We start from the raw sequence: 22,035 nt of genomic DNA, 5'->3' as shown, positions 1-22,035 counted from the left end.
TCCTTACAGGGGGGAGGTACAAAGGGTGAGTCAAACAAAACAATGCATCACAGGTTCTTGGGGCTGTAGTTCACTCCGAGCCAGATCATCCGGCCCATGGAGAAGGTGTCCTTGAGCTGGTCCTTGTTGGGACCAGTGACGCTGGTCACCGGCGAATTGGTCAGGTTGGCCACCTCGGCAAAGGCGCGCCAGCCACCGCCCAGGTCGTAACGGGCCTGCAGGTCGATCTGCTTGCGGGGCTGCCAGTAGACATCCTGGCTGGGCAGGCTGGCGTCGACCAGGCGCAGGCTGCGGCCGGTCCAGTTGTAGGCGGCCGAAAGATCCAGCTTCTGGTAGTTGTAGAACACGGTAAGGTTGCGGATCTGGTCGGGCTGGTTGACCAGGTTCTGGATGGTGCGCGTACCGCCATTGCTGGTGGCGGCGTTGAGCCGGCCGTCCAGGAAACTCAGGTTGGCGCTGAAGCCCAGGCCTTGCAGGGCCGGGCTGATCCAGCCCAGCGAACTCTGCACGTAACTCAGTTCCACGCCGTTGATACGCGAGCTGGAGGCATTGACCGGCTGGGTGATCGAGGCCGCACGGGTCGCGCCGTTGTAGAACAGAGTGCCCTGGCTGGAAAGGGTGTAGATCTCGTTCTTGATCTTCTTGTTGAACACCGCCAGCGACACCAGGCTGGAATTGGGCAGGTACCACTCGGCCGAGGCATCGAGGTTGGTCGATTCGCGCGGCTTGATGTCCGGATTGCCCTGGGTCACGGTGACCGAGCCATCGGTGTTCTGGCTGATCGTGGTGTTGGGCGCATAGGCATCGTAGTTGGGACGGCCGATGGTCTGGCTCGCCGCCAGCTTCAGCTTGACGGCATCGGTGGCGCTGAAGACCAGCGACGCTGCCGGCAGCAGATAGTTGTAGCTGGAATCCTTGGTCTGCGACACCCAGGTGGTGCTGCCATTGCTGACGTTGCGCACATTGCCGGTGGTGGAAAGATTCGTATTGTCCTGGCGCAGGCCGAACAATGCGCTCCAGCGATCGGTCCGGTAGGACCCCATCGCATACAGCGCGGCGGTCTGTTCACTGTGCGAGTAATTGCTCTGCAGGCTGTTGACGCTGTTGGCGCTGCTGGCGGCGATCTGTCCCTGGTTGGCCGCGAACTGCTGCCAGGCCTGGGCACCGTTGACCAGGATGAAGGGCAAGCCGCCGCTGTAGGGCATGATGGTGCCGGATACCGAACCATTGCCGGCCAGCGTCATCCCGCCCGAGGTCGGGAAGTACTGGTTGTTGACGTAGTCATAGCTGTGCTCCAGGCGGCGATAATCGACGCCCACGCCGGCACCCAGTCCGCGGGCATCCTGGTCCATGTTCCAGCGGTAATCCAGCTTCACGTCGCCGACCTGATCATCGATGCTGACCATCTCCTTGCGCCAGTAATAAGCCTGCCAGTTGTTCAGGTTGGTGAAGTTGGAAGGATTGTTCAGTGCGACCGAAGGCTCGAAACCGGAGGTGTTGTAGCTCATGCCGAGCGCATTGGTGCCGCTCAGGACCGGTGCCGATCCCGCCCCCGGATAGGCGAAGTTGGCAAAGATGTACTTGGCCAGCTCGCGCGGTTCACGGTGCTGGGCTTGCGAGTAGGAAGAACGCAGCGAGAGCACCTGGCTGTCGTCCAGCTTCCAGTCCAGACCGCCCTGCAGGGCCGATGTGGTGCGCTTGATGGTGGAGGCAGCATAGCCGGCTTCGGCCTCGCCGCGCGCGAACTGCCCGCTGGTGGCGGTCTGGTTCAGGACCGGATTGTTGCCGGTGCTGCGGCTGTCGTCGATGAAGGTTTCATTGCGCAGGATGTGGGTGGAATCGCTGTTGTAGCCAAAGCCCAGGAAGCCGTAGACATCCGGGGTGAAGCGCCCTTCCAGCTTGGCATTGAAGCCGCTGGTCTCGCTGTTCTTGAGGTGCTGCCAATACTTGAACTGCTGCGGCACCGGGAAACCGTTGCCGGTGTTGGGCCCGCCGGATGCTGCCGGGTTGGCGATGCTGCCGTTGGCGTTGTAATAGTTGTAGAAGATGTTGTCGGTGGTCATGTGACCGATGGAGACCGTGTTTTCCTTCTCGAAATTGGCCGAGATCACGTAGCCGAAGCGATTGTCCGGACCAAAGGTGTTGCTGAAGGTAACATCCGACTTCTTGGCCAGACCCTCCGCGCCCGAAGCGACCTTGCCGCTGCCGCCGGCGTGGCCGAGGGCACCGGTGGCGCTGAACATGGGTTTGCCGCCGTTATCGAAGGCGCTGCGGCTGACGATGTTGACCGAGCCGCCGACCGCATTGGGATCCATGTCCGGAGTCCAGGTCTTGAAGACCTGCACTTCCTTGACCATCGAGGCCGGCAGCATGTTGGTACGGGCGCTGCGGGTGGTCTGGTCGACCGAGGCCAGCGGCGCACCGTTGATGGTGACGTTGTTGTAGCTGCCATCGAGACCGCGAATGGCGATGAACTGGGCCTTGTCACGACCGTTCACATTGTCCGGGTTGAAACTGACCGATACACCAGCCACGCGCTTGACCACATCGGTCACCGTGGAATCCGGCAGGCGCTCCACCTGCTCGCGGGTCACGCTGTCCATCACACGCTCTTCCACCTGCTTGCCGGCCACCGCCGCACTGGTCTGGCTGCGCTTGCGCGTGACCACCACGCTGTCAAGGCGCTTGACGCTCCCATCCTGGGCTGCCGGCACGCCATCGGCCTGAGCCGTGGCAGCAGGCGGGGCGGCGTCATCGGCTGCCCGCGCCAGCAGCGGCAGCACCGACAGCATCGCCAGGCTCATCAAAGACAAACGTCGGTACTGCGGACTTCCACTGCGGTAAGACATGGTATTCCCCTGAAAATCAAGTCGTGGCGAGAAGGCGTGCGCATCCGGATCAGCCATGGCGGCGGGATGCGAAGCGGGCTATCATTTATAGAACGTTCTAATTTAAGAAAGAAAAAAATGGCAGTCTTTACAATAAGTCCCTGCCAATATTCTTTTTATGCAACTTTGCTTTAGTTGCTTTACATTAGAACGTTCTAATAGACTCGTATTTTCTCGAAGATTTGTGACCTCGTGATTACATCCGATGCCCTTGTCGCAAAAACATTTTTGGCGGCGAGCCGGTCCGATTGTGCATGGCGTCATATATGATTGCGCAGCGCGGCACGCTCTTGCGCCGCTGCAACCCGACGCCGACATGACATGACTTGCCTGCTCCGCCCCTCCCCCTCCTCGCTGCGCTTGCGCCAACCGCCCCGTTCATGAGTCGCCTCACCATCAAGGATGTCGCCAAGGCGGCCGGTGTCAGTTTCCAGACCGTCTCGCTGGTGCTGAACCACCCGGAGAAAGTCGCCCCTAGGACGCGCGAGCTGGTGCAAGCGGCCATCGATTCGCTCAATTTCATCCCCAACGTGGCCGCCCGCTCGCTGCGCAACATTTCCACGCGCACGCTGGCCTGCGTGATGTTCAATGGTTCGTCCTACGACGAACGCTCCGAGCGCACCCAGGACACCCACTACCACAACGTGGTGCAGACCCTCACCCGCGCAGCCGATCGCGCCGGCTATACGCTCCTGCAACGCAATCTGATGCGCGAAGACGAAGCCTCGCTGGTCTATGTGCGCGACCTGTTCCTGGCCGGACGCATCGACGGCATGATTGCCATGGTCAATCGCGCCGGCAATCCGGTGGTGAGTGAATTGCATCGGCTGGGCTACCCCTGCGTGGTCTATGGCATGGCCGATCCGGCTTGTCACCACGTCGTGCAATCGGACCGGCAGGCCGGGCTGGCCGTGGTTGAACATCTCTATCGCACCGGCTGCCGCCGCATCGCCCTGGTGACCGGACCGCACAAGGATCATGAACAGGGAAAATCGCGCGAGGACGGCGTACCGACTTCCAGCGAAGCGCGCTATTTCGGTTATCTCGACGGACTGGAAAAGTGCGGCCTGACGCCGCGCCCGGAATGGATAGTGACCGGAGACTGGTCGCTGGAAAGCGGCTATCGCGCGGCCGCCCAGCTCTGTCACCAGTCCGAGCGTCCGGACGCCATCTTCCTCGGCAATGACCGCATGGCGCTAGGCGCGCTCAAGGCGCTCTACGACCTTGGCGTGAAGGTGCCGCAAGAGATCAGCGTGGTGGGCTTCGACAACATGCGCTATGCCGACTTCAGCATCCCGTCCCTCACCAGCGTGGACGCGCCCATGCTGGAGATGTGCGAGTTTGCCGTGAAGCTGCTGCTGGAACGCATCGAGCTGCGCCAGGAGCAACGCAACCAGTCCGGTGATGCTGCCGCCGCCCAGGCGGCCCTGGTGCAGAAGATGTTCTCGACGCACCTGGTGATCCGCGACAGTACCCGCCCGGTCATGTGAAACATCCTCCCCGTCCTGGCCGCGCACGCTGCCGCCTCACTCTCTTCCGGCACTGCATGGCATTGCTGCTGGTCTTGGCGGTGCCGCGCGCGCAGTCGGCCAACTTCGAATTCTGGAGCAGCCACAGCGGCCCCATGGCCCAGGCCGTTCGGCAACTATGCGCGGGCTTCAATGCCGCACAAAAGCAGCATCAGGTACGTTGTGTCACGCCCGGCTCCTACGAGCAGACCATGCAGAAGACCATCGCCGCCTATCGCGCCGCGCAACAACCTGCGCTGGTGGAAATATACGATGTCGGCACGCTGGACATGATGCTGAGCGGAGCCATCGTGCCGGTCCACCAGTTGATGGCCGCGCATGGCTACCACGTGGACTGGCAGGATTACCTGCCCGCGATCCGCAGCTATTACACCGATGCCAAGGGGCAGTTTGATTCCCTGCCCTTCAATGTCTCCACCGCTGTTCTGTACCTGAACACTGGCTGGCTGCAGCAAGCCGGCATCAACACCCTGCCCGCCACCTGGAGTGAACTGGAGCAGGCTGCACGGCAGTTGCGCGCGGTTGGCCAGACCTGCCCTCTGGTGAGCGACTTCAATCCCTGGATCCTGCTGGAGCAGGTCAGCACCATCGAGGGCGCACCGCTGGCCGACCAAGACAACGGCCACCGGAGCCTGGCCACCCATTATCTGTTCGACCAGGGACTGCATCTGCGCTTCATGCAGCAGGTACAGCGCTGGCATCAACAGCATCTGCTGGTGGAAGCCGCCGCCACCCGCACCGGGCGCCATACCCTGGCCTTCACTACCGGGGAATGCGCCATGCTGCTCGACTCCACCAGCGCCTGGCATGCCGTGGCGCGCAGCGGCCTGCCCGGACTGGCAGTGCTGCCGCTGCCGGTGCATGCCGGGAGCGCACGCCACAACAGCGTACCCGGCGGCGCCTCGCTGTGGGTGATGAAGGGATTTGACGACCAGGTCTATGCGGCCGTGGCGGCCTTCATCGCTTATCTGCAGCAACCGCAGAACCAGCGTCTGCTGGTGCGGCAGACCGGTTACCTGCCCGTTACCCGCCAGGTGGCAGCCCAGATCATGGACGATGCGGGGCACTATCCGGCCTCGGTGGTGGCGGGCATTCATTCGCTGGATGCGAACGCTGGCCAGACAGGAGTCGGACCGCGCCTGGGCTTCTTCCCGCAGCTGCGACTGGCCTGGACCGAGCAGGTGCAGACCGCACTGGCCGGCCAGCAGGACATGGCGAGTGCTTTGGCCAAGGCGCGCCGCCGGGGGGATGCTTTGCTGCAGCGTTTCCGCCTCACCTATGCCCCCGCCGATTCCCCTGCACCGCAGCGCTAGCACACATCATGGATACCCGCCCCGCCTTCCCTGCCCGCTGGTTCCCCTTGCTGCTGGCCGCGCCGCAGATGCTGATCGTGTTTCTGTTCTTCCTGTGGCCGGCCGTCAAGGCGATCGCCTGGTCCTTCTATCTGGTACGTCCCTTCGGCAACGGTTCGCGCTTCGTCGGACTGGACAACTACCTGCGCATTCTCACCGATGACGGTTTCTATGCCTCCCTGCGCGCCACGCTGGTCTTCACGGCCGGCAGTACCCTGCTGGCCGTGACCATCGCCCTGGCACTGGCGGCCTGCCTGGAACTGGATGTGCGCGCCAAGCGCCTGCTGCGCAGCATCTTCATCTGGCCCTATGCCGTGGCCGGGGTAGTGGTCGGTATCGTGCTGAAGGTCTTGATCAATCCGGTTACCGGTTTGCTGGCTTTTCTCAACCACCTCTGGCCGGGCCTGTGGGCACCCCATCTGGCTGGCCAGCAAGCCATGCTGGTACTGATCGCGGCCTTCGCCTGGACCCAGGTGCCGCTGAACTTCATCCTGTTTTCTGCCGCCTTGCAGCGGATTCCCGCCGATCTGACGGGAGCCGCCGCCATCGATGGGGCTGGCCCGTGGCGGCGCTTCATGGATATCCAGTTGCCGATGATCGCACCGGCACTGCTGCTGGCCGGTGTCCTCAACGTGATCGAGGCCTTTACCCACGGCTTCGGGCTGGTGGACGCACTGACCCAGGGCGGACCCGGCCGCAGCACGGCGATCCTGGCCTATCAGATCTATTCGGATGGCTTCATCGGGCTGGACCTCTCGGGCTCATCGGCCTTGTCGGTGATCCTGATGCTGTTCATCGTGGCGCTCACGGTGTTGCAGCTGCGCTTCTTCCGCCAGGGAGCAGGACGATGGTAGAGCGCCATCCGCGCATGACCGCGCTGGCCTACTGCATCCTGGGGCTAGGCGTAGTGCTGGCCTTGGGGCCGCTGTACCTGATCCTGTGCTCGGCCAGCGTCTCCAGCCAGCAGTGGATCAGCCAAGGCATGCCGCTCATGCCAGGCACCGCGCTGCCGGACAATCTGCGCGAAGTGGCGCAGCGCATCGACCTGTGGCGCTATCTCTTCAACAGTCTGCTGGTGGCCGCTCTGGTGGTGACCGGCAAGCTGCTGCTGTCCTCGGTCACGGCTTTTGCGGTGACCTACTTCCAGCCGCGCTGCCGGGGCCTGATCCTGGTCTTGCTGTTCAGTGCCCTGCTGCTGCCACTGGAAGTACGCATCGTCCCGACCTATGCAGCGGCCTCTGACTTGTTCGAACCGCTGCGCAGCCTGTTGCAGGCGCTGGGCCTGAGCGGACAGCATGCGGTGCCGTCGATCAGCCTGATCAATACCTATGCAGGCCTGTCCTTGCCGTTGGTGGCGTCCGCCACGGGAACCTTCCTGTTTCTGCAGTTCTACCGCACCATCCCGCCCGAGCTGGTGGAAGCGGCGCGCATCGACGGGACCGGGCCGTGGCGCTTCTACGTAGATATCCTCCTGCCGCTGTCGAAGACCAATTTTGCGGCGCTGGGATCCATCGTCTTCATCAATACCTGGAAAGACTACATGTGGCCCCTGGTCATCACCAGCCATGACCAGATGCGCACCATCACCCTCGCGCTGGCCAGCTTCCTGCCAGTGGAAAGCGGGCAGATGCCGCAGTGGAACCTGCTGATGGCGGCGGCCCTGGTGGCCATCGTGATCCCCGCCGTGTTCGTGGTGGCGGCGCAGCGCTGGTTCGTCAAGGGCATCGTCGGCACAGAAAAATAAAGGCCCGCCCCGCACGGGACGAGCCTTTCAACCAGCAGACGACAGGAAAGATCAGGCACCCAGTTCCAGCGCTTCCAGCAACATTTCAGCCACGCGCTCGGAAGACTGCGGATTCTGGCCGGTGATCAGCTGGCCGTCACGGATGGCAAACACCTGCCAGTTGTCGGTCCCCTCAAAGACGGCACCCAGTTCACGCAGACGGCTCTCCAGCAGGAAGGGCACGACCTCGGCCAGTCCCACTTCGCGCTCTTCGGCATCTGTGAAGGAATTGACACGCTTGCCAGCTACCATCGGCTTGCCATCGGCCTTCACGGCCGACACCAGGCCAGCGGCACCGTGGCAGACTGAAGCAATGAACTTGCCGGCGGCATAGGCGCTCTCGACGGTCTTCTTGACGTTGGCATCGGTGGGCAGGTCCCACATGGTGCCATGGCCGCCGGGGAAGAACACCGCATCAAATGCGCCGACTTCGATCTCGCCCAGCGCACGCGTGGCCGCGATGCGCTGCTGCAGTTCCGCATCGGCCAGCATGCGTTCGACGATGGCATCGTTCTGGCCTTGCGGCTTGACGCTGCCCGGATCGATCGGGGCCTTGCCACCGGCGGTGGAGGCGATGACGACCGAGGCACCGGCATCCACCAGGGCGTAGTACGGGGCCGCCAGCTCTTCGGCCCACAGGCCGGTGGGCTTGTCGGTGTCACCCATGCGGCTGCTGGAGGTGACGATCATCAGGATGTTGAGCTTCTTCATGGTGTTCCTTTCTTCACGAGGGAGGGACGGCATCTGCAGCAAAGCGGCATTGCCAGACTGCCGATCACTGTATTCCCATCACAAACAAAGATAAACTCCATTCCTATCAATTCATTCATTACACCATTGAACAAATGCGCAACTTCGATCCCGTCCAGTTAGGCAGCATCGAACTGTTCTGCAAAGCCGCCGAACTGGGCAGCTTCACGGCCGCCGCCGAGGCGCTGGGCCTGACGCCGGCCTCGGTGAGCCGTTCCATCAGCCGGCTGGAAGCTCGTCTGGGCGTACGGCTGTTCGCCCGGACCACGCGCCAGATCCGGCTGACCCGCGAGGGCGAGCTGTATCACGAGCAGTGCCGCCAGGCGCTGGAACAGATCGCCGAGGCCGAACGCATCCTCACCGGCCAGCAGAAAGTGCCCAGCGGCCCGCTGCGCATCAGCGTCGGCACGCCTTATGCGCACTATCGGCTGCTGCCGTTGCTGCCGCGTTTCCAGTCGGCGTTTCCGCAGATCGAGGTGGAATTGAGCATTGCGAACCGCGTCATCGATTTCGTCGAAGAGGGCTATGACCTGGCCATCCGCCTGGGCGTGCCCCAGGATTCGCGGCTGATCGCGCACACGCTGGAGGATGCCACGCTGGGCGTCTTTGCGTCCCCCTCCTATCTGGCCCGGCGCGGCACGCCCGACAGCGTGGAAGCGCTGAAACAACACGACTGCATCCAGTTCATCCTGCCCAGTACCGGACGCGCGATGCCGTGGATCTTCAAGGACGGACAAGGGCGCGACATGGATTTTCATTTCCGGAGCCGGCAGCGCATCCATGACGACGTACTGGGCTGCGTCAACTGGGCCATTGCCGGCGGGGGCCTGTTCCAGATCTATCACTTCATCGCGCAAGCCGCCGTGCAACGGGGCGAGCTGGTGGAAGTGCTGCAGTCGGCCGGGCATCGTACCCGGCGTTTCTCCATCCTGTATCCGCACAATCGCCATCTGTCGGCGCGGGTGCGGGCGTTTGTGGATTTCGTGATGCAGGCGGTGCGGCCATAAAACATCGGCCCCATCGCCACGCCAACTAAGACGCGAAGATGGGGCCGACGAGGCAATGGGTGCGGGAATGCTTCCCGCCTCCCTGCTTAGTGATGCATCTTGGCTTCGGTACGATCCAGGACGGCTTCAGGTGCTTGCGCGTCTTCCACGGTCTCGTTGTTCAAGACCTTGGTCAGGCGTTCGCTGTCCAGTTCACCGCTCCACTTGGCGACCACCAGGGTGGCCACGCCGTTGCCGATGGTGTTGGTCAGTGCGCGAGCTTCCGACATGAAGCGGTCGATACCCAGGATCAGCGCCAGACCGGCCACCGGCACGTGGCCCACGGCCGACAGCGTCGCCGCCAGCACGATGAAGCCCGAACCCGTGATGCCGGCTGCCCCCTTGGAGGTCAGCAGCAGCACGCCCAGAAGCGTCAGTTCCTGCACGAAGGTCATGGGGGTGTTGGTCGCCTGGGCGATGAACACGGCCGCCATCGTCAGGTAGATCGCGGTGCCGTCCAGGTTGAAGGAGTAACCCGTCGGGATCACCAGGCCGACCACGGTCTTCTTGGCACCGGCGTTTTCCATCTTGGCCAGCATGCGCGGCAGCACCGATTCCGAGGACGAGGTGCCCAGCACGATCAGCAGTTCTTCCTTGATGTACTTGACGAACTTCCAGATCGAGAAACCGTGCAGGCGGGTGATGATGCCCAGCACCACGAAGATGAACAGCAGGCAGGTCAGGTAGAAGGTGCCCATCAGCTTGGCCAGCGAGAACAGCGAACCGACGCCGTACTTGCCGATGGTGAAGGACATCGCGCCGAAGGCACCGATCGGGGCCACCTTCATGATCGCGCCCACCACCGAGAACAGCACGTGCGAGATCTTTTCGATGAAATCGAACACCAGCGTGCCGCGGCCGCCGAACTTGTGCAGCGCGAAGCCGAACAGCACTGCCACCAGCAACACCTGCAGCACGTCACCCTTGGCAAAGGCGTCCACCATGCTGGTGGGGATGATGCCCAGCACGAAGTCGGTCACCGAACCCATCTTGCCCGGGGCGGTGTAGGCGGCGATGCTCTTGGTATCCAGCGAAGCCGGATCGACGTTCATGCCCACGCCCGGTTGCAGGAAGTTCACCAGCAACAGGCCGATGATCAGTGCCACGGTGCTGACGATTTCGAAATACAGCAGGGCCAGGCCGCCGGTTTTGCCGACCTTCTTCATGTCTTCCATGCCGGCGATGCCGATGACGACGGTACAGAAGATGACCGGCGCGATGATCATCTTGATCAGCTTGACGAAGCCATCGCCCAGCGGCTTCATGGCTTCACCGGTAGACGGATAGAAGTGACCCAGCGCGATACCGATCACGATGGCACACAGGACCTGGAAATACAGGGATTTGTAAAGGGGCGGTTTTTGCGCCGACATAGTGCTTTCTCCTTGAAACATGGATGACCGGCGGGTCCGTGGAGACCTGCCGCCTGCCGTTGTCGGATCGTCGTCCGTTCTGGCGGGTACTTATTGTTTGTCCGGGAGAACTCCCCCTCCCCGGTTCGGCCGCAAGTATCTCGCAGTCATTTCCGGGCGGGTATTGTGGGAAACCACATAGCGTCACTAAAGAGGCACGCAAACTGCTTTATTCTTCATTCTGCATAGCAACAAAATTCGCTATATTCTGTGCCGGACTGAACGGTTCATTCTTTCTCCGGATGCAGTCGGCACTTACAAGGAAAACATCGTGCAACGAAAACTGACGGTCACCGCCCGCCTGGCGATCCTGGTGGCGGTACTGTGCGGCAGCGTAGTCCTGCTGGCCTGGCGCGACATACAGGGCATGGCATCCAGCAACGACAAGCTGCGCTACGTCTATGAAGACCGCACCATGGCGCTGATCCACATCGCCCGGGTGCGCGACGCGCTCTACCTGAACCGCGACGTCATGGGCCGCGCCCTGATGATCGCCAACCTGCCCGCTCCGGCCATTGACGACAGCAACGGCACCAGCAGCGATCGCATCAAACCCCTGCTGGAACGCATCCCGGCGCTGGATGCGACCTTTGAGCAAGGCTGGCAAGCTTACCGGGCGACGCGGCTGGAACCTCAGGAACAGACCGAGGCGGAACGCTTCGAGCAGAGCTGGCGGCGCTACGTCGCCGAGCGCGCCGTGGTGCTGGACCTGTTGCGCAGCAACGAGCCGCTGCAGGCCAACCGCCGCTGGACCCCGCTTACCAGCGAGCTGGCCGGCCTGGCGACGCAGCTGGCCACCCTGGGCCAGTTGCAGGAAAGTTTTACGCGCACCTCTTATGAGGCGGCGTTGCAGGATTATCGGCAACTGCGCACCCACAACCTGCAGATTGCCGGACTGGCGCTGGCCATCGGCGTGGCCATTGCGCTGTGGATCATGATCAGCCTGCGCCGCCAGCTGGGTGGAGAGCCGGATTACGCCGCCCACATCGTGCATCAGATCGCCGAAGGCAATCTGGGCGTGGAGGTCACCTTGCGCCGCCGGGACCGCAGCAGCCTGCTGTACGCGATGCAAGGCATGCGCGAACGGCTCACCGACATCCTGCGCGGCGTCACGCTTCTGACGCAGGCCCTGGGCGACTCCGCCCGCCAGCTCAATGCCACCGCCCAGGACCTGGCGAGCGCTTCCAACGAGCAGGCGGCCGCCGTGGAAGAAGTACACAGCGCCATCAGCAACATCAGCCTGGCCATCCAGCAGACCGGAGAACATGCCCGCCGCACCGACCAGATCGCCCTGAACGCTGCTGCCGATGCCGACCAGAGCGGTGCGGCCGTCCAGAGCACGGTGGCGGCCATGCGCGGCATCGCGCGCCAGGTCGGGGTGATCGACGACATCGCCTACCAGACCAATCTGCTGGCCTTGAACGCCGCCATCGAGGCGGCGCGCGCGGGAGAACACGGACGCGGATTCTCCGTGGTGGCGGCTGAAATCCGCAAGCTGGCCGAGCGCAGCCAATGCAGCGCGCAGGAGATCAGCGTGATTGCCCAGCAAAGCGTGGAATTGGCCGAGGCCACCAGCCAGCGCCTGGCCGCCGGCACGCTCAACGGCATCCGCGAAGCCTCACAGCAGATCAACAAGATCACACTGTCTGCGCGCCTGCAGGAGGAAGGTGTGCAAGAAATCGGTTCGGCGGTGATGCAGCTCAATGACACCACCCAGCGCAACGCGGCCGCCTCCGAGGAACTGGCCACCACTGCGGAACTGGTGGCCGAACGGGCGCGCGAACTGACCGCCCAGTTGTGCTACTTCAGACTGGACGAGACCCGTCCGGCAATGCCGCCGCCGGCCTCGCAAGCTTGAGCAGGACGATCAAGCGGCCGCCCCTTGCAGTCGCGCGCGCATGGTGATGTGGGGGATGCCAGCTTCCATGAATTGCTCACCCTCGCGGGCGAAACCATGGCGCTGGTAGAAGCCCTCGGCATGCACCTGGGCATTGAGGATGACTTCGGCGTCACCGCGTGCACGAGCCGCGGCAATCAAGGCCTGCAAGACGGCGCCGCCCACGCCTTGGCCGCGCCCGGCCTTGCGCACGGCCATGCGGCCGATGTGCCCGTCCGGCAGCAAGCGGCCGGTCGCCAGCGGCTGGTCAGCATCGTCATAGGCCACGGCGTGTACGCAATGCGGGTCCATCTCATCGAGCTCGATCTCGGCGGGGACCTTCTGTTCATCGACAAAGACCTCGAAGCGAATCGGCTGGGCCTGCGCACGCAGCTGCTCCCAGCTGCCGGTGGTGATTTTCATGGTGGACTTCCTGCAAAAAAAAAAGAACAGCGTGCTCCGCTCACTCCTGATCCAGCTTGCGCGAGATATCCAGGCGGCGAATCAGCTTGAAGGTGCCCATGGCCTTGGCCACCAGGCGATCACCGTTGAACAGTTCGGCCTGGCAGAAGCACATGGTGGTGGAGCGGTGATAAGTGTGGCCGCGTGCGATGATGGTGTCCCCTGCGTGCCCGGCCGGCTGCAGGAAACTGGTACTCATCTCGACGGTGGCGGAGGATTTGGCATCGGGAGCGCCGGCGCGGGCCGACAGGCCCATGGCAACGTCCAGCAGGGTCATGCTGATGCCACCCTGGGCCACATGCCAGCTGTTCATGAACTCGGGCTTGAGCTTCAGTGCCATGACGGCACGGTCATTGCCATATTCCAGCACCTCCACGCCCAGTGCTTCCAGATACGGATTCCCCTGCGGGAAGATGTCAGTAACGGACAGACTCATGCCGGCCTCAAATTTCGTAATCCATACACTGGCGCGCTTCGCGCACGGCACCGATGAAGGGCTTGATGGCCACGTGGTCCGGATGCTCTTGATAGGCGTCCAGCGCTTCGCGCGAGGCAAATTCGGAATAGAGCACTACATCGTAGGTCGCTTCCAGGCCCGGCTGGGCCAGCACGGCTTCGAACTTCAGGATGCCGGGCACCACGTTGGCACAACTATCCAGCAGTGCCTTCATCTTGAGCAGGTTGGTGGCCTTGTCGGCCCCTTCTGCATGGTCCTTCAGTTTCCACATGACGATATGCTTGATCACGGTCGGGCTTCCCGGTCAGAAATGAACAGTCCGTAATGATAAGCCAAAGTGCCAGCTGCCTCAGTTGCCAGCGTTGCGCTGGGCGATCTTCATGAAGGAGCCGACCAGCCGCCCTTCCCTGCGTTCGGCCAGGCAATAGACATAGGTGTGGGTGCTGACCGGATCGCCCTCGATGCGCACCATGCGGAAACGTTCATCCGCAATGAATTCTGCCTCGGAAACCGCCCCCAGGCCCAGGCCCCGTGCCACCGCTTCGCGCAAGGCTTCCCGACTGCCGATTTCCATCACGACCCGTGGGCTTGCGCCGGCCTGCTGCATGGCTTTCTCCAGCGCCAGGCGGGTGGTGGATCCCTGCTCGCGCATGAGCATGGGCTGCTGGTCCAGCTCGGCCAGGGAGACCGCATCGCGCTGGTAGAAAGGATGACTGCGATGGGCGAACAGCACCACCGCATGGTCGGCGTAGGGCAGCGCATGAAAGCGCGCGTCGTCAGTGAAACTGGCCAGCACCGCCACGTCGGTCACGTAGTTTTCCAGGTCAGCCAGAGATTGCGCGGAGTTGCCCAGTTTGATCGACAGCTCCACCTGCGGATAACGGGCGCGATAGGCATCGACCATCTCGATCACGTGAAACGGGCCGACCGCGCCGATGCGCAGATGGCCCACGTGCAGCGCGCCCGAATTGACCAGCAGGTTCAGGGCATCGAGCTCCAGCTCGGCGATGTTCTGGGCGATCGGCAGCAGGCGCTGGGCGGTCTCGGAAAGATCGACACGTCGCCCGCGCCGGAAGAACAGTTCCACGTTGTGCTCACGCTCCAGCGATTGCACCTGGGTGGTCAGCGTGGGCTGGCTCACGCCCAGCGCCCGGGCAGCGGCCGAAAAACCACGATGGCGTGCGACGGCCAGGAAAGCGCGCAATTGTGAAGGGGTCATCTATAGATCCTATCAATAGATTCATTCGATTTTCACGATTATATCGATAACAGGGGCGTCACAATGTCTCTTTAAGCTTCTGTCCTGTCGGCGCCGCATCAACCGCAACGGCTCCTGACGAGCGCCAAGGCCGAACCATCGGTCCTTTGGCACCCCGCTCATCGCGTCCCGTCCCCGGGACGCCCTCAACAAGGATGCAATCATGCAGCGACGCAGCTTCTTCACCCTGTGCCTGGGCGCCCTCGCCTCTGTCTTGCTGGCCGGGCCTGCAGCCGCAGTACCGCCACTGACTGTCGGCCTGATCCCGGCCGAAGATTCGCAGGCCATGCTGGAAAACAGCAAGGCCGTCATCGACAGCCTGCAGCAGCAACTGGGCATGCCGGTCAAGCCCTTCATCGCCACCGACTACAACGGCATCATCGAAGCGCTGCGCTCGCGCAAGCTGGATGTGGCTTATCTCGGCCCGTTCTCCTACGTGCTGGCCAGTTCGGTGGCCAACGTGGAAGCCTTCGCCGTGGCCGAGACCAAGAAGAGCGGCCGCAGCTTCTACAAGAGCCTCATCATCACCCGCAAGGAGAGCGGGCTGCAGAGTCTGGAACAGTTGAAGGGCCGCACCATGGCGTTTGTTGACCCCTCGTCGGCTTCCGGGCACCTGTTCCCCAGCGCCGGCCTGCAGAAACTCAACATCGATCCCAACAAGTATTTTTCGCGGGTGATCTTCTCGGGCTCGCACGACGCCAGCATCCTGGCCGTGGCCAACAAGAAGGTCGACGCAGCCGCCGTGGCCGACCGCATCCTGGCCGCGGCCGTGGCCAAGGGTGTGGTGCAGCAATCGGAACTGAACGTGGTGTGGACCTCGCCGGACATTCCCGAGTCGCCCATGGTCTGGCGCAAGGATCTGGACCCGGCCCTGAAGCAGAAGATCGCCGCCGCCTTCGCCAGCATCAAGGACGTGAAATGGGGTGACCAGGGCGTCCTCAACGGTTTCGTGCCCACTACCGACGGTGCTTACGACGTGGTGCGCGAGACCGCCAAGATCCTGAACCTGGACCTGAAGGCCATGAAATGATCCACCTCCGCGGCCTCGCCAAGCAATACGGCAGCCATGCCGTATTGCGCGGGATCGACCTGGACGTGCCGGCCGGCCAGTTCCTGGTGGTACTGGGCCCGTCCGGGGCGGGCAAATCGACCCTTTTGCGCTGCCTGAACGGCCTGGTCCAGCCCAGCTCGGGAGAACTACGGGTGGCCGGCTACGATGCCACCGACACCCGCGCCCGCCAGGTACGCCAGTTGCGGCGCCAGGTGGCGATGATCTTCCAGCATCACAACGTGGTGCCGCGCCTGTCGGTGCTGAAGAATACCCTGACCGGCCGCCTCGGTCAGGCTTCCACCCTGGCGTCGATCCTGCAGTTGTTCTCGCGCCAGGACATTGCTCTGGCCCTGGACTGCCTGCGCCGGGTGGAATTGGAACACAAGGCCCATCAACGCACCGATGCGCTCTCCGGCGGCCAGCGCCAGCGGGTCGGCATCGCCCGCGCCCTGGCCCAGCAGCCGCAGGTGATCCTGGCCGACGAGCCCATTGCCAGCCTGGATCCCAAGACCGCGCGGCTGGTGCTGCATTACCTGCGCGCCGCATCGCGGGAGCTGGGCATTACCGTGCTCTGCAACCTGCACCAGGTGGACTACGCCCGCGAGTTCGGCGACCGCATCATCGGCCTGTCCGGGGGACGCCTGGTCTTCGATGGTACCGGTGAAACGCTCAAGGAACGACATCTCGACGCCATCTACGGCGGAAAGCCCGACATGAACGAGGCTGAATTGCCCCTGATGGCATCGGCCGTGCAGGCAGCAACAGGAGCACTGACATGAATTTTTCTTCTCCGGCCGCCCCCCCTTCAGGACCGCGCGGCTACCTGTGGACCGGTCCGCGTCCGGCGACGCTGCGCGGCTGGCTGGGCTTCATGGCGATTGTGCTGCTGGCGGTCTGGATCCTGGCCTGGAGCGCTGCCGGCACGCAACTGTCGTGGAGCGAATTGGCCAATGGCCTGCCGCAGATCGGTGACTTCCTGGGGCGCTCCTTCCCGCCCAACTGGGGCTTGCTGCCGTCACTGCTGGCCCCGGCCGTCGAAACCTTGCAGATCGCCCTCTGGGGAACCTTGCTGGGTGTGCTGGGCGCAGTACCGGTGGCCTTGCTGGCCGCGCGCAATCTCAATGCCAACCGCACCCTGCATGCGCTGGTACGCCAGGGCCTCAACGTCACGCGCAGCATCAATGAACTGATCCTGGCGCTGGTGTTCGTCTCGGCAGTGGGTCTGGGGCCCTTTCCCGGGGTGCTGGCGCTGGCTGTACACGGCGTCGGCATGATCGGCAAGTTCTTTGCCGAGAGCATCGAGGAAATCGACCAGGGCCCGTTGGAAGCCCTGCGTGCCACCGGAGCCCGGCCCCTGCAGGTGATCGTCTTCGGGGTGCTGCCCCAGGTGGCTACGGCCTGGATCGCCACCGTGCTCTACCGTTTCGAAGTCAACCTGCGCCAGGCCACTGTGCTGGGCATGGTCGGCGCCGGCGGACTGGGCTTTGAACTGGTCAACAGCCTCAAGCTGTTCAAGTACCAGGACACGGCCACCTGCATCGTGGTGGTGACCTTGATGGTGGTGGCGGCAGATGCCCTGTCGAGCCGGCTGCGGCGCATGATCCAGGACGGCCATGCCCATTGACTTCACCCGTCCCCGTTTTGATGCAAGAAGAGAAAAAACCATGTGGCATTTCCATAATCCTGTCGATCTCCATGCCGGTGTCGGCAGCCTCGCACAATTGCCGCAGCTGCTGGCCGGCCGGCCTGCATTGCTGATCACCTTTCCCGAGGCCGCTGCCCTGGGGCTGCAACAGAAGGTCGCCGACCTGCTGGGCCCGCAACTGGTTGGCATCGACAACGGCGTCCTGCCCAATCCTGACGTGAACTGGCTGACCGGCATGTACCAGCGCCTGTGGCAGCGCCACGCCGATGTCCCCTGCCTGATCGCCCTCGGGGGCGGCAGCGTCATCGATTGTGCCAAGGCCATGCTGGCACCCACGCCGTCGGGCCACTTCGACGAACTGCTCGCGCATCTGCGCGAAGACACCCCCTTTGAACCCGATCCGGCGCATCTGAAGTCGCTCATTGCCATCCCCACCACGGCCGGCACCGGCAGCGAAGTCACGCCCTGGGCCACGCTGTGGGATGCGCAGCGCGGGCGCAAGTATTCACTGCATCGCCCCTGGACCTGGCCGCAGGCCGCCATCATCGATGCCAGCCTGATGCTGAGCCTGCCCGCCCCGGCAACGCTGGCCAGCGGCCTGGATGCCCTCTCCCATGCGCTGGAGGCGATCTGGAACGTGCATCGCAACCCGGTCTCTTCGACCCTGGCCAGCAGCGCCGCCCGCGCCATCGTGGCCACGCTGCCGGCACTCATCCGCGAGCCTGAGGACCTGGCCCTGCGCGAACAGATGGCATTGGCTGCGCTCCAGGCCGGCCTGGCCTTTTCCAATACCCGGACTGCGCTGGCGCATTCCTTGTCCTATGACATCACGCTGCAGCGCGGTGTCCCGCACGGCATCGCCTGTTCGTTCTCGCTGCCGCACATCCTGCGCCTGGCGATGGGGCGCGACAGAACCGTCGATACCCTGTTGCTGCAGATCTTCGATGCCACCAGTACCGAGCAGGCCGTCGCGCGCCTGGCCGGCTTGCTCGAATCGCTGGGCGTGTCCACCGACCCGGCCCACTATGGCCTGCAAGACCGGTGGGAAGCGGCCCTGCAGGCAGCGCTGTGCGGGCCGCGCGGACGCAACTTCATCGCCGCAATCCATTGACTTCTGCTGACTCACTTTCAAGGAAAAACCCATGCACCCATCACTCGCCCGTCCGCGCAACCTGCAAGGCGTCATCTTCGACTGGGCCGGTACACTGGTCGACTTCGGTTCGCTGGCACCCACGCAAATCTTCGTCGATGCTTTCAAGAGCTTCGGCATCAACCTCACCCTGCAACAGGCACGCGGCCCCATGGGTCTGTCCAAGTGGCAGCATATCCGCGTGCTGCTGGACGATACGGCCATCGCGGCGCAGTGGCAGCAGCAGAACGGCCGGGCGCCCACCGATGCGGATGTCGATGCCATCTATGCCCGCTTCATGCCGATGCAGATCGCCAAGGTCGGCCAGTATTCGCAGCCAATCGCGGGCGCGGCGCAGGTGCTGGCCTGGCTGCGCGGCCAAGGTCTCAAAATCGGTTCCTGCTCCGGCTATCCGCGCCAGGTGCTGGATGTGCTGCTGCCGATGGCGGCCGAGGAAGGCCTGCGCCCCGACCACGTGGTGGCCGGCGACGAACTGGAGGCCGGTGGCCGTCCGGGCCCCTACATGGCACTGGCCAACGTACTGGCGCTGCAGATCGATGACGTGGCCTGTTGCATCAAGGTCGACGATACGGTGCCGGGAATTGAGGAAGGTATTCGCGCCGGCATGTGGAGCGTTGGCCTCTCCCTTTCGGGCAATGAAGTGGGGCTCACGCGAGCCGAACTGGACGCCTCGCCGACCGAGGAAATCGAGCGCCTCAAGACACACGCCGAAACACGCCTGCTCGCCGCCGGCGCGCACTACGTGATCGATTCGGTGGCCGACCTGCCGCAGATCGTGGCTCATGTCCGGGCGCGGCTGGCAAGGGGTGAACGCCCCTGAAAACAGGCGGCACCGGCTGCTGCGCCATCCTTTGCGGTCGTTGACAAGCCCGTCGCCGGGCTCATAGAATTGCCCGGCAGATAATTCACACAAGAGACCATCTGCAAGATGGTCTCTTCACGCGCGCAGTGCGCAGGCCTCTTGCAGTCAACTTCAGGAGAGCCCTGTGCACACCGCAGTCCCCTTGCGCGACATCGACGATGTCGCCGCCTTGATTGACTCCCGCCCCTACCGCTGCGGCCACGCCACCGCCAGCAGTGCGCCCGTTCCTGTCGACAGAAGCCGCCATGAACAGCCGTGACGGGATCCTCGCCATCGATGCCGGCAGCTCCAGCACACGCGCGGCGATCGTGACGGCCGATGGCCTGGTCTCCTGCCTGCACCGACGCCCCTTGCGCACGCACTCCGCACGCAGCGGCGTGGTGGAACAGGATGCGGCGCTGATCTGGCAGCAGACCCTGGCCGCGTGCCGCGCCAGCCTGCAGCAGGCGCGGCAGAAGGGACTGCGGGTGCGCGCCATCGGTCTGTGCAACCAGCGCGCCAGCGCCGTGGTGTGGGATACCGTGAGCGGAGAACCGCTGGCACCGGCACTGTCCTGGCAGGACAGCCGGCACGCGGCCGAACTGGCGGCACTGGCACCGCACTGGGATCAGCGGCTGCGACCGCGTCTGGGGCGACCGGTCGGCAGCCGCTCGCCCTACCTCTGGGCGGCCCATCTGCTGCGCCATCAGCCGCGCGTGGCGCGTGCCTGGGCGCAAGGACGGCTGGGCTTTGGCGGCATTGACACCTGGCTGCTGTGGCAACTGAGCGGCCGCCGCCTGCTGGCTACCAGCGCGACCAATGCCACGGCCTGCAACGCCTATGTACTGGACGCGCATGCCTATGCGCTGGACTGGCTGGAGGCGCTTGGCTTCCCCGCCGGGCTGCTGCCCACGCTGTGCCAGGATGCCGACGACTACGGCCGCAGCGACGCTGCCGTTCTCGGCGCCGCCCTGCCGATTCGCGCCTGCGCCGGAGATCAGCTGGCCGCTGCCATCGGGCAGGGTTGCCTGGAACCCGGCCAGGCGCTGTGTCAGCACGGCACCGGCAGCTTCATCGACGTGCTGGTCGGCCCGCGCGTTGCACTCGCCCCCGCCGACAGCACCGCCGAGGCCAGCGTAGTAGTCACCGCCAGGCGTCAGAACGGCGTCTCCCACTTCGCCCTCGAAAGCTACACCGCCTCCACCGGAGCCGCACTCACCTGGGCCTGCCAGCGCCTGCGCTGGTTTCCGGATGCGCGCCAGCTGCTGGCCCTGGCGGCCAGCGTGAGTTCGGCCGGCGGCGTCAGCTTCCTGCCGGCGCTGGCCGGGATGCAGTCACCGCAACGCCAACCCGCAGCGCGAGCAGCCCTGCAGGGGCTGTCGCTGGCCACGGGCCGCGCCGAAGTGGCACATGCGCTGGTGGAGGGAATCGCGCAATCGGTGACCGCGTGCGTCAGTGCCAGCGCCGACACGGCCGGACTACCGGTCTCGCGGATCATGAGCGGCGGTACGCTGGCCAGCAGCGACCTGCTGCTGCAGTTGCAAGCCGACCTGTCGGGCGTAACCACCTGCCGCACCCACCAGAGTGCGCACGCCAGCCTGCGCGGCATCGCTTTCCTGGCCGGCAGCCATGGCCTGCTGTGGGATGACTTGCCCCAGGCCTGCGCCCGGACCCGGTTGCAGGCGGTCTTCAAGCCACGCATCGACTTCGCCGAGCGTGCCTGCCGCCGTGCCCGGTGGCAGGCACGGCTGTGTGCCGAACTGGACCATGTGCGCCAGGAAAACGCACCTTAGCCGCGCGTTTTCCATTCGCCTTTCTTTCTTGCTTCTCTTTTTTCACTCTGGAACCTTGCATGCGCTCTCCCTCTCCTCCTCGTTCCCCGGCACGCGCCGCCGCCGCGCCGGCCTCCGCGCCCGCCTCCCCTGACGACCGCTCCCTGCAAGCCAGGCTCAGGCGGCATCCGGTCATGGCAGCGGTCTATGGAACCCAGCACCTGCCAGCCTTTCTCGCCAGCGCCGCTGAAGTCGGCATCGTTGCCAACGTGGAGTTGCGTGAGTTGCAGGCGCTCAGCACCCGTATCCGGGATGCGGGCAAGTTCCTGATGCTCAATGTGGATACCTGTGAAGGACTGGCGCAGGACAAGGCCGCCATCGATTATCTGGTCGCCCTGGGCGTACCGTCGCTGGTGTCAACGCGGGTGGCCACGCTGCTGCGGGCCAGCCGGGCCGGCATGATCACCATGCAGAAGGTATTCGTGACCGATCGCACCACCTGGCCGCGCAGCCTGAAGGCGCTCGAACAGAGCGAACCCAACCTGGTGCAACTGATGCCGGCACCGATGCTCACGCAACTCAAGCCGGCGGACCGCGCCGTGCTTCCGCCCATCGTCGCGTCGGGCTTCGTCTGCAATGCAGACGATGCGCGTGCGGCACTGGCGGGCGGCGCGGTGGCCTTGTCCACCAGTGAGCAGGCCATGTGGAATCTGCCCGCCGGCACCTTCGGCAAACCATGAAGGCCATCCGCAAAGGGCAACGT

General features: G+C 64.0%; 21 protein-coding genes. 14 read left to right on the top strand and 7 right to left on the bottom strand.

Annotation, left to right across the window (positions count from 1 at the left end):
* Positions 1–47 precede the first annotated feature (47 nt).
* Complete coding sequence (locus tag MKD49_RS07010) at positions 48–2,849, bottom strand: TonB-dependent receptor (RefSeq protein ID WP_252695888.1); 2,802 nt, start codon at positions 2,847–2,849, stop codon at positions 48–50.
* A gap of 419 nt (positions 2,850–3,268) precedes the next feature.
* Between MKD49_RS07010 and MKD49_RS07005 the strand changes: the two genes are divergently transcribed.
* From MKD49_RS07005 to MKD49_RS06990, 4 genes are read left to right on the top strand one after another with little or no spacing between them, the layout of a single operon-like run.
* Complete coding sequence (locus MKD49_RS07005; protein WP_252695887.1) at positions 3,269–4,378, top strand: LacI family DNA-binding transcriptional regulator; 1,110 nt, start codon at positions 3,269–3,271, stop codon at positions 4,376–4,378.
* A 56-nt stretch (positions 4,379–4,434) separates the two neighbouring features.
* Positions 4,435–5,730 carry an extracellular solute-binding protein gene (locus tag MKD49_RS07000; RefSeq protein WP_252695886.1) on the top strand — a complete coding sequence of 432 codons (1,296 nt, stop codon included), beginning with the start codon at positions 4,435–4,437 and terminating at the stop codon, positions 5,728–5,730.
* A gap of 8 nt (positions 5,731–5,738) precedes the next feature.
* Positions 5,739–6,623 carry a carbohydrate ABC transporter permease gene (locus MKD49_RS06995; protein ID WP_134135805.1) on the top strand — a complete coding sequence of 295 codons (885 nt, stop codon included), beginning with the start codon at positions 5,739–5,741 and terminating at the stop codon, positions 6,621–6,623.
* The gene (locus MKD49_RS06990) at positions 6,617–7,513 is read left to right on the top strand and encodes a carbohydrate ABC transporter permease (protein WP_209534751.1); all 897 of its coding nucleotides are present in this window, start codon (positions 6,617–6,619) and stop codon (positions 7,511–7,513) included. Before MKD49_RS06995 ends, MKD49_RS06990 begins: the two co-directional genes overlap by 7 nt.
* Positions 7,514–7,564: 51 nt before the next feature.
* Here MKD49_RS06990 and MKD49_RS06985 read toward each other — a convergent pair whose 3' ends face one another.
* Positions 7,565–8,263, bottom strand: coding sequence for a type 1 glutamine amidotransferase domain-containing protein (locus tag MKD49_RS06985; protein WP_252695885.1), 699 nt, complete (start codon positions 8,261–8,263; stop codon positions 7,565–7,567).
* 134 nt (positions 8,264–8,397) lie between these two features.
* Here MKD49_RS06985 and MKD49_RS06980 point away from each other — a divergent pair, with 134 nt between their 5' ends.
* Positions 8,398–9,309: a LysR family transcriptional regulator gene (locus tag MKD49_RS06980; protein WP_252695884.1), complete on the top strand. Its 912-nt coding sequence runs from the start codon at positions 8,398–8,400 to the stop codon at positions 9,307–9,309.
* Between the two features lie 86 nt (positions 9,310–9,395).
* On the opposite strand, the gene MKD49_RS06975 is transcribed toward MKD49_RS06980, so the two are convergent.
* Positions 9,396–10,721 carry a dicarboxylate/amino acid:cation symporter gene (locus MKD49_RS06975; RefSeq protein WP_121041495.1) on the bottom strand — a complete coding sequence of 442 codons (1,326 nt, stop codon included), beginning with the start codon at positions 10,719–10,721 and terminating at the stop codon, positions 9,396–9,398.
* Between the two features lie 310 nt (positions 10,722–11,031).
* Between MKD49_RS06975 and MKD49_RS06970 the strand changes: the two genes are divergently transcribed.
* Positions 11,032–12,618 carry a methyl-accepting chemotaxis protein gene (locus MKD49_RS06970; protein ID WP_252695883.1) on the top strand — a complete coding sequence of 529 codons (1,587 nt, stop codon included), beginning with the start codon at positions 11,032–11,034 and terminating at the stop codon, positions 12,616–12,618.
* A gap of 9 nt (positions 12,619–12,627) precedes the next feature.
* Here MKD49_RS06970 and MKD49_RS06965 read toward each other — a convergent pair whose 3' ends face one another.
* The 4 genes from MKD49_RS06965 to MKD49_RS06950 are packed head-to-tail and all read right to left on the bottom strand — an operon-like array spanning position 12,628 to position 14,774.
* Positions 12,628–13,059, bottom strand: a complete 432-nt coding sequence (locus MKD49_RS06965) for a GNAT family N-acetyltransferase (protein WP_252695882.1) — start codon at positions 13,057–13,059, stop codon at positions 12,628–12,630.
* A 40-nt stretch (positions 13,060–13,099) separates the two neighbouring features.
* Positions 13,100–13,534 (bottom strand): PaaI family thioesterase, encoded by a 435-nt coding sequence (locus MKD49_RS06960; RefSeq protein WP_039787905.1) that lies wholly within the window; start codon positions 13,532–13,534, stop codon positions 13,100–13,102.
* Positions 13,535–13,541: 7 nt separating this feature from the next.
* On the bottom strand, positions 13,542–13,844 hold the full coding sequence (locus tag MKD49_RS06955) for a Dabb family protein (RefSeq protein ID WP_088753589.1): 303 nt from the start codon (positions 13,842–13,844) through the stop codon (positions 13,542–13,544).
* Positions 13,845–13,904: 60 nt separating this feature from the next.
* Entirely contained in the window at positions 13,905–14,774 is an 870-nt protein-coding gene (locus MKD49_RS06950) for a LysR substrate-binding domain-containing protein (RefSeq protein ID WP_252695881.1), read from the bottom strand.
* 202 nt (positions 14,775–14,976) lie between these two features.
* Here MKD49_RS06950 and phnD point away from each other — a divergent pair, with 202 nt between their 5' ends.
* The 8 genes from phnD to MKD49_RS06915 all read left to right on the top strand — a co-directional run bounded on the left by phnD (position 14,977) and on the right by MKD49_RS06915 (position 22,012).
* Complete coding sequence (gene phnD / locus MKD49_RS06945) at positions 14,977–15,843, top strand: phosphonate ABC transporter substrate-binding protein (protein WP_252695880.1); 867 nt, start codon at positions 14,977–14,979, stop codon at positions 15,841–15,843.
* Positions 15,840–16,643, top strand: a complete 804-nt coding sequence (phnC, locus tag MKD49_RS06940; RefSeq protein ID WP_252695879.1) for a phosphonate ABC transporter ATP-binding protein — start codon at positions 15,840–15,842, stop codon at positions 16,641–16,643. The genes phnD and phnC overlap by 4 nt, the downstream gene beginning before the upstream one ends.
* Positions 16,640–17,488 carry a phosphonate ABC transporter, permease protein PhnE gene (gene phnE, locus MKD49_RS06935; RefSeq protein ID WP_252695878.1) on the top strand — a complete coding sequence of 283 codons (849 nt, stop codon included), beginning with the start codon at positions 16,640–16,642 and terminating at the stop codon, positions 17,486–17,488. The genes phnC and phnE overlap by 4 nt, the downstream gene beginning before the upstream one ends.
* A gap of 40 nt (positions 17,489–17,528) precedes the next feature.
* Positions 17,529–18,620, top strand: coding sequence for an iron-containing alcohol dehydrogenase PsrA (psrA, locus tag MKD49_RS06930; RefSeq protein ID WP_209581654.1), 1,092 nt, complete (start codon positions 17,529–17,531; stop codon positions 18,618–18,620).
* A gap of 31 nt (positions 18,621–18,651) precedes the next feature.
* Entirely contained in the window at positions 18,652–19,479 is an 828-nt protein-coding gene (gene phnX / locus MKD49_RS06925; protein WP_204726529.1) for a phosphonoacetaldehyde hydrolase, read from the top strand.
* A 166-nt stretch (positions 19,480–19,645) separates the two neighbouring features.
* Positions 19,646–19,780 (top strand): hypothetical protein, encoded by a 135-nt coding sequence (locus tag MKD49_RS26420; protein WP_256497630.1) that lies wholly within the window; start codon positions 19,646–19,648, stop codon positions 19,778–19,780.
* Positions 19,767–21,293, top strand: a complete 1,527-nt coding sequence (locus tag MKD49_RS06920) for an FGGY family carbohydrate kinase (RefSeq protein ID WP_204726530.1) — start codon at positions 19,767–19,769, stop codon at positions 21,291–21,293. The genes MKD49_RS26420 and MKD49_RS06920 overlap by 14 nt, the downstream gene beginning before the upstream one ends.
* Before the next feature lie 173 nt (positions 21,294–21,466).
* Positions 21,467–22,012, top strand: coding sequence for a glycerol-3-phosphate responsive antiterminator (locus tag MKD49_RS06915; RefSeq protein ID WP_252696367.1), 546 nt, complete (start codon positions 21,467–21,469; stop codon positions 22,010–22,012).
* Positions 22,013–22,035: the final 23 nt, after the last annotated feature.

It is taken from the genome of Herbaspirillum sp. WGmk3, from assembly GCF_023952535.1.
In the GTDB taxonomy this organism is placed as follows: domain Bacteria; phylum Pseudomonadota; class Gammaproteobacteria; order Burkholderiales; family Burkholderiaceae_D; genus Herbaspirillum; species Herbaspirillum huttiense.
The sequence above is the reverse complement of the archived record's forward strand: the minus strand, read 5'-3'. Positions and strand labels throughout refer to the sequence as shown.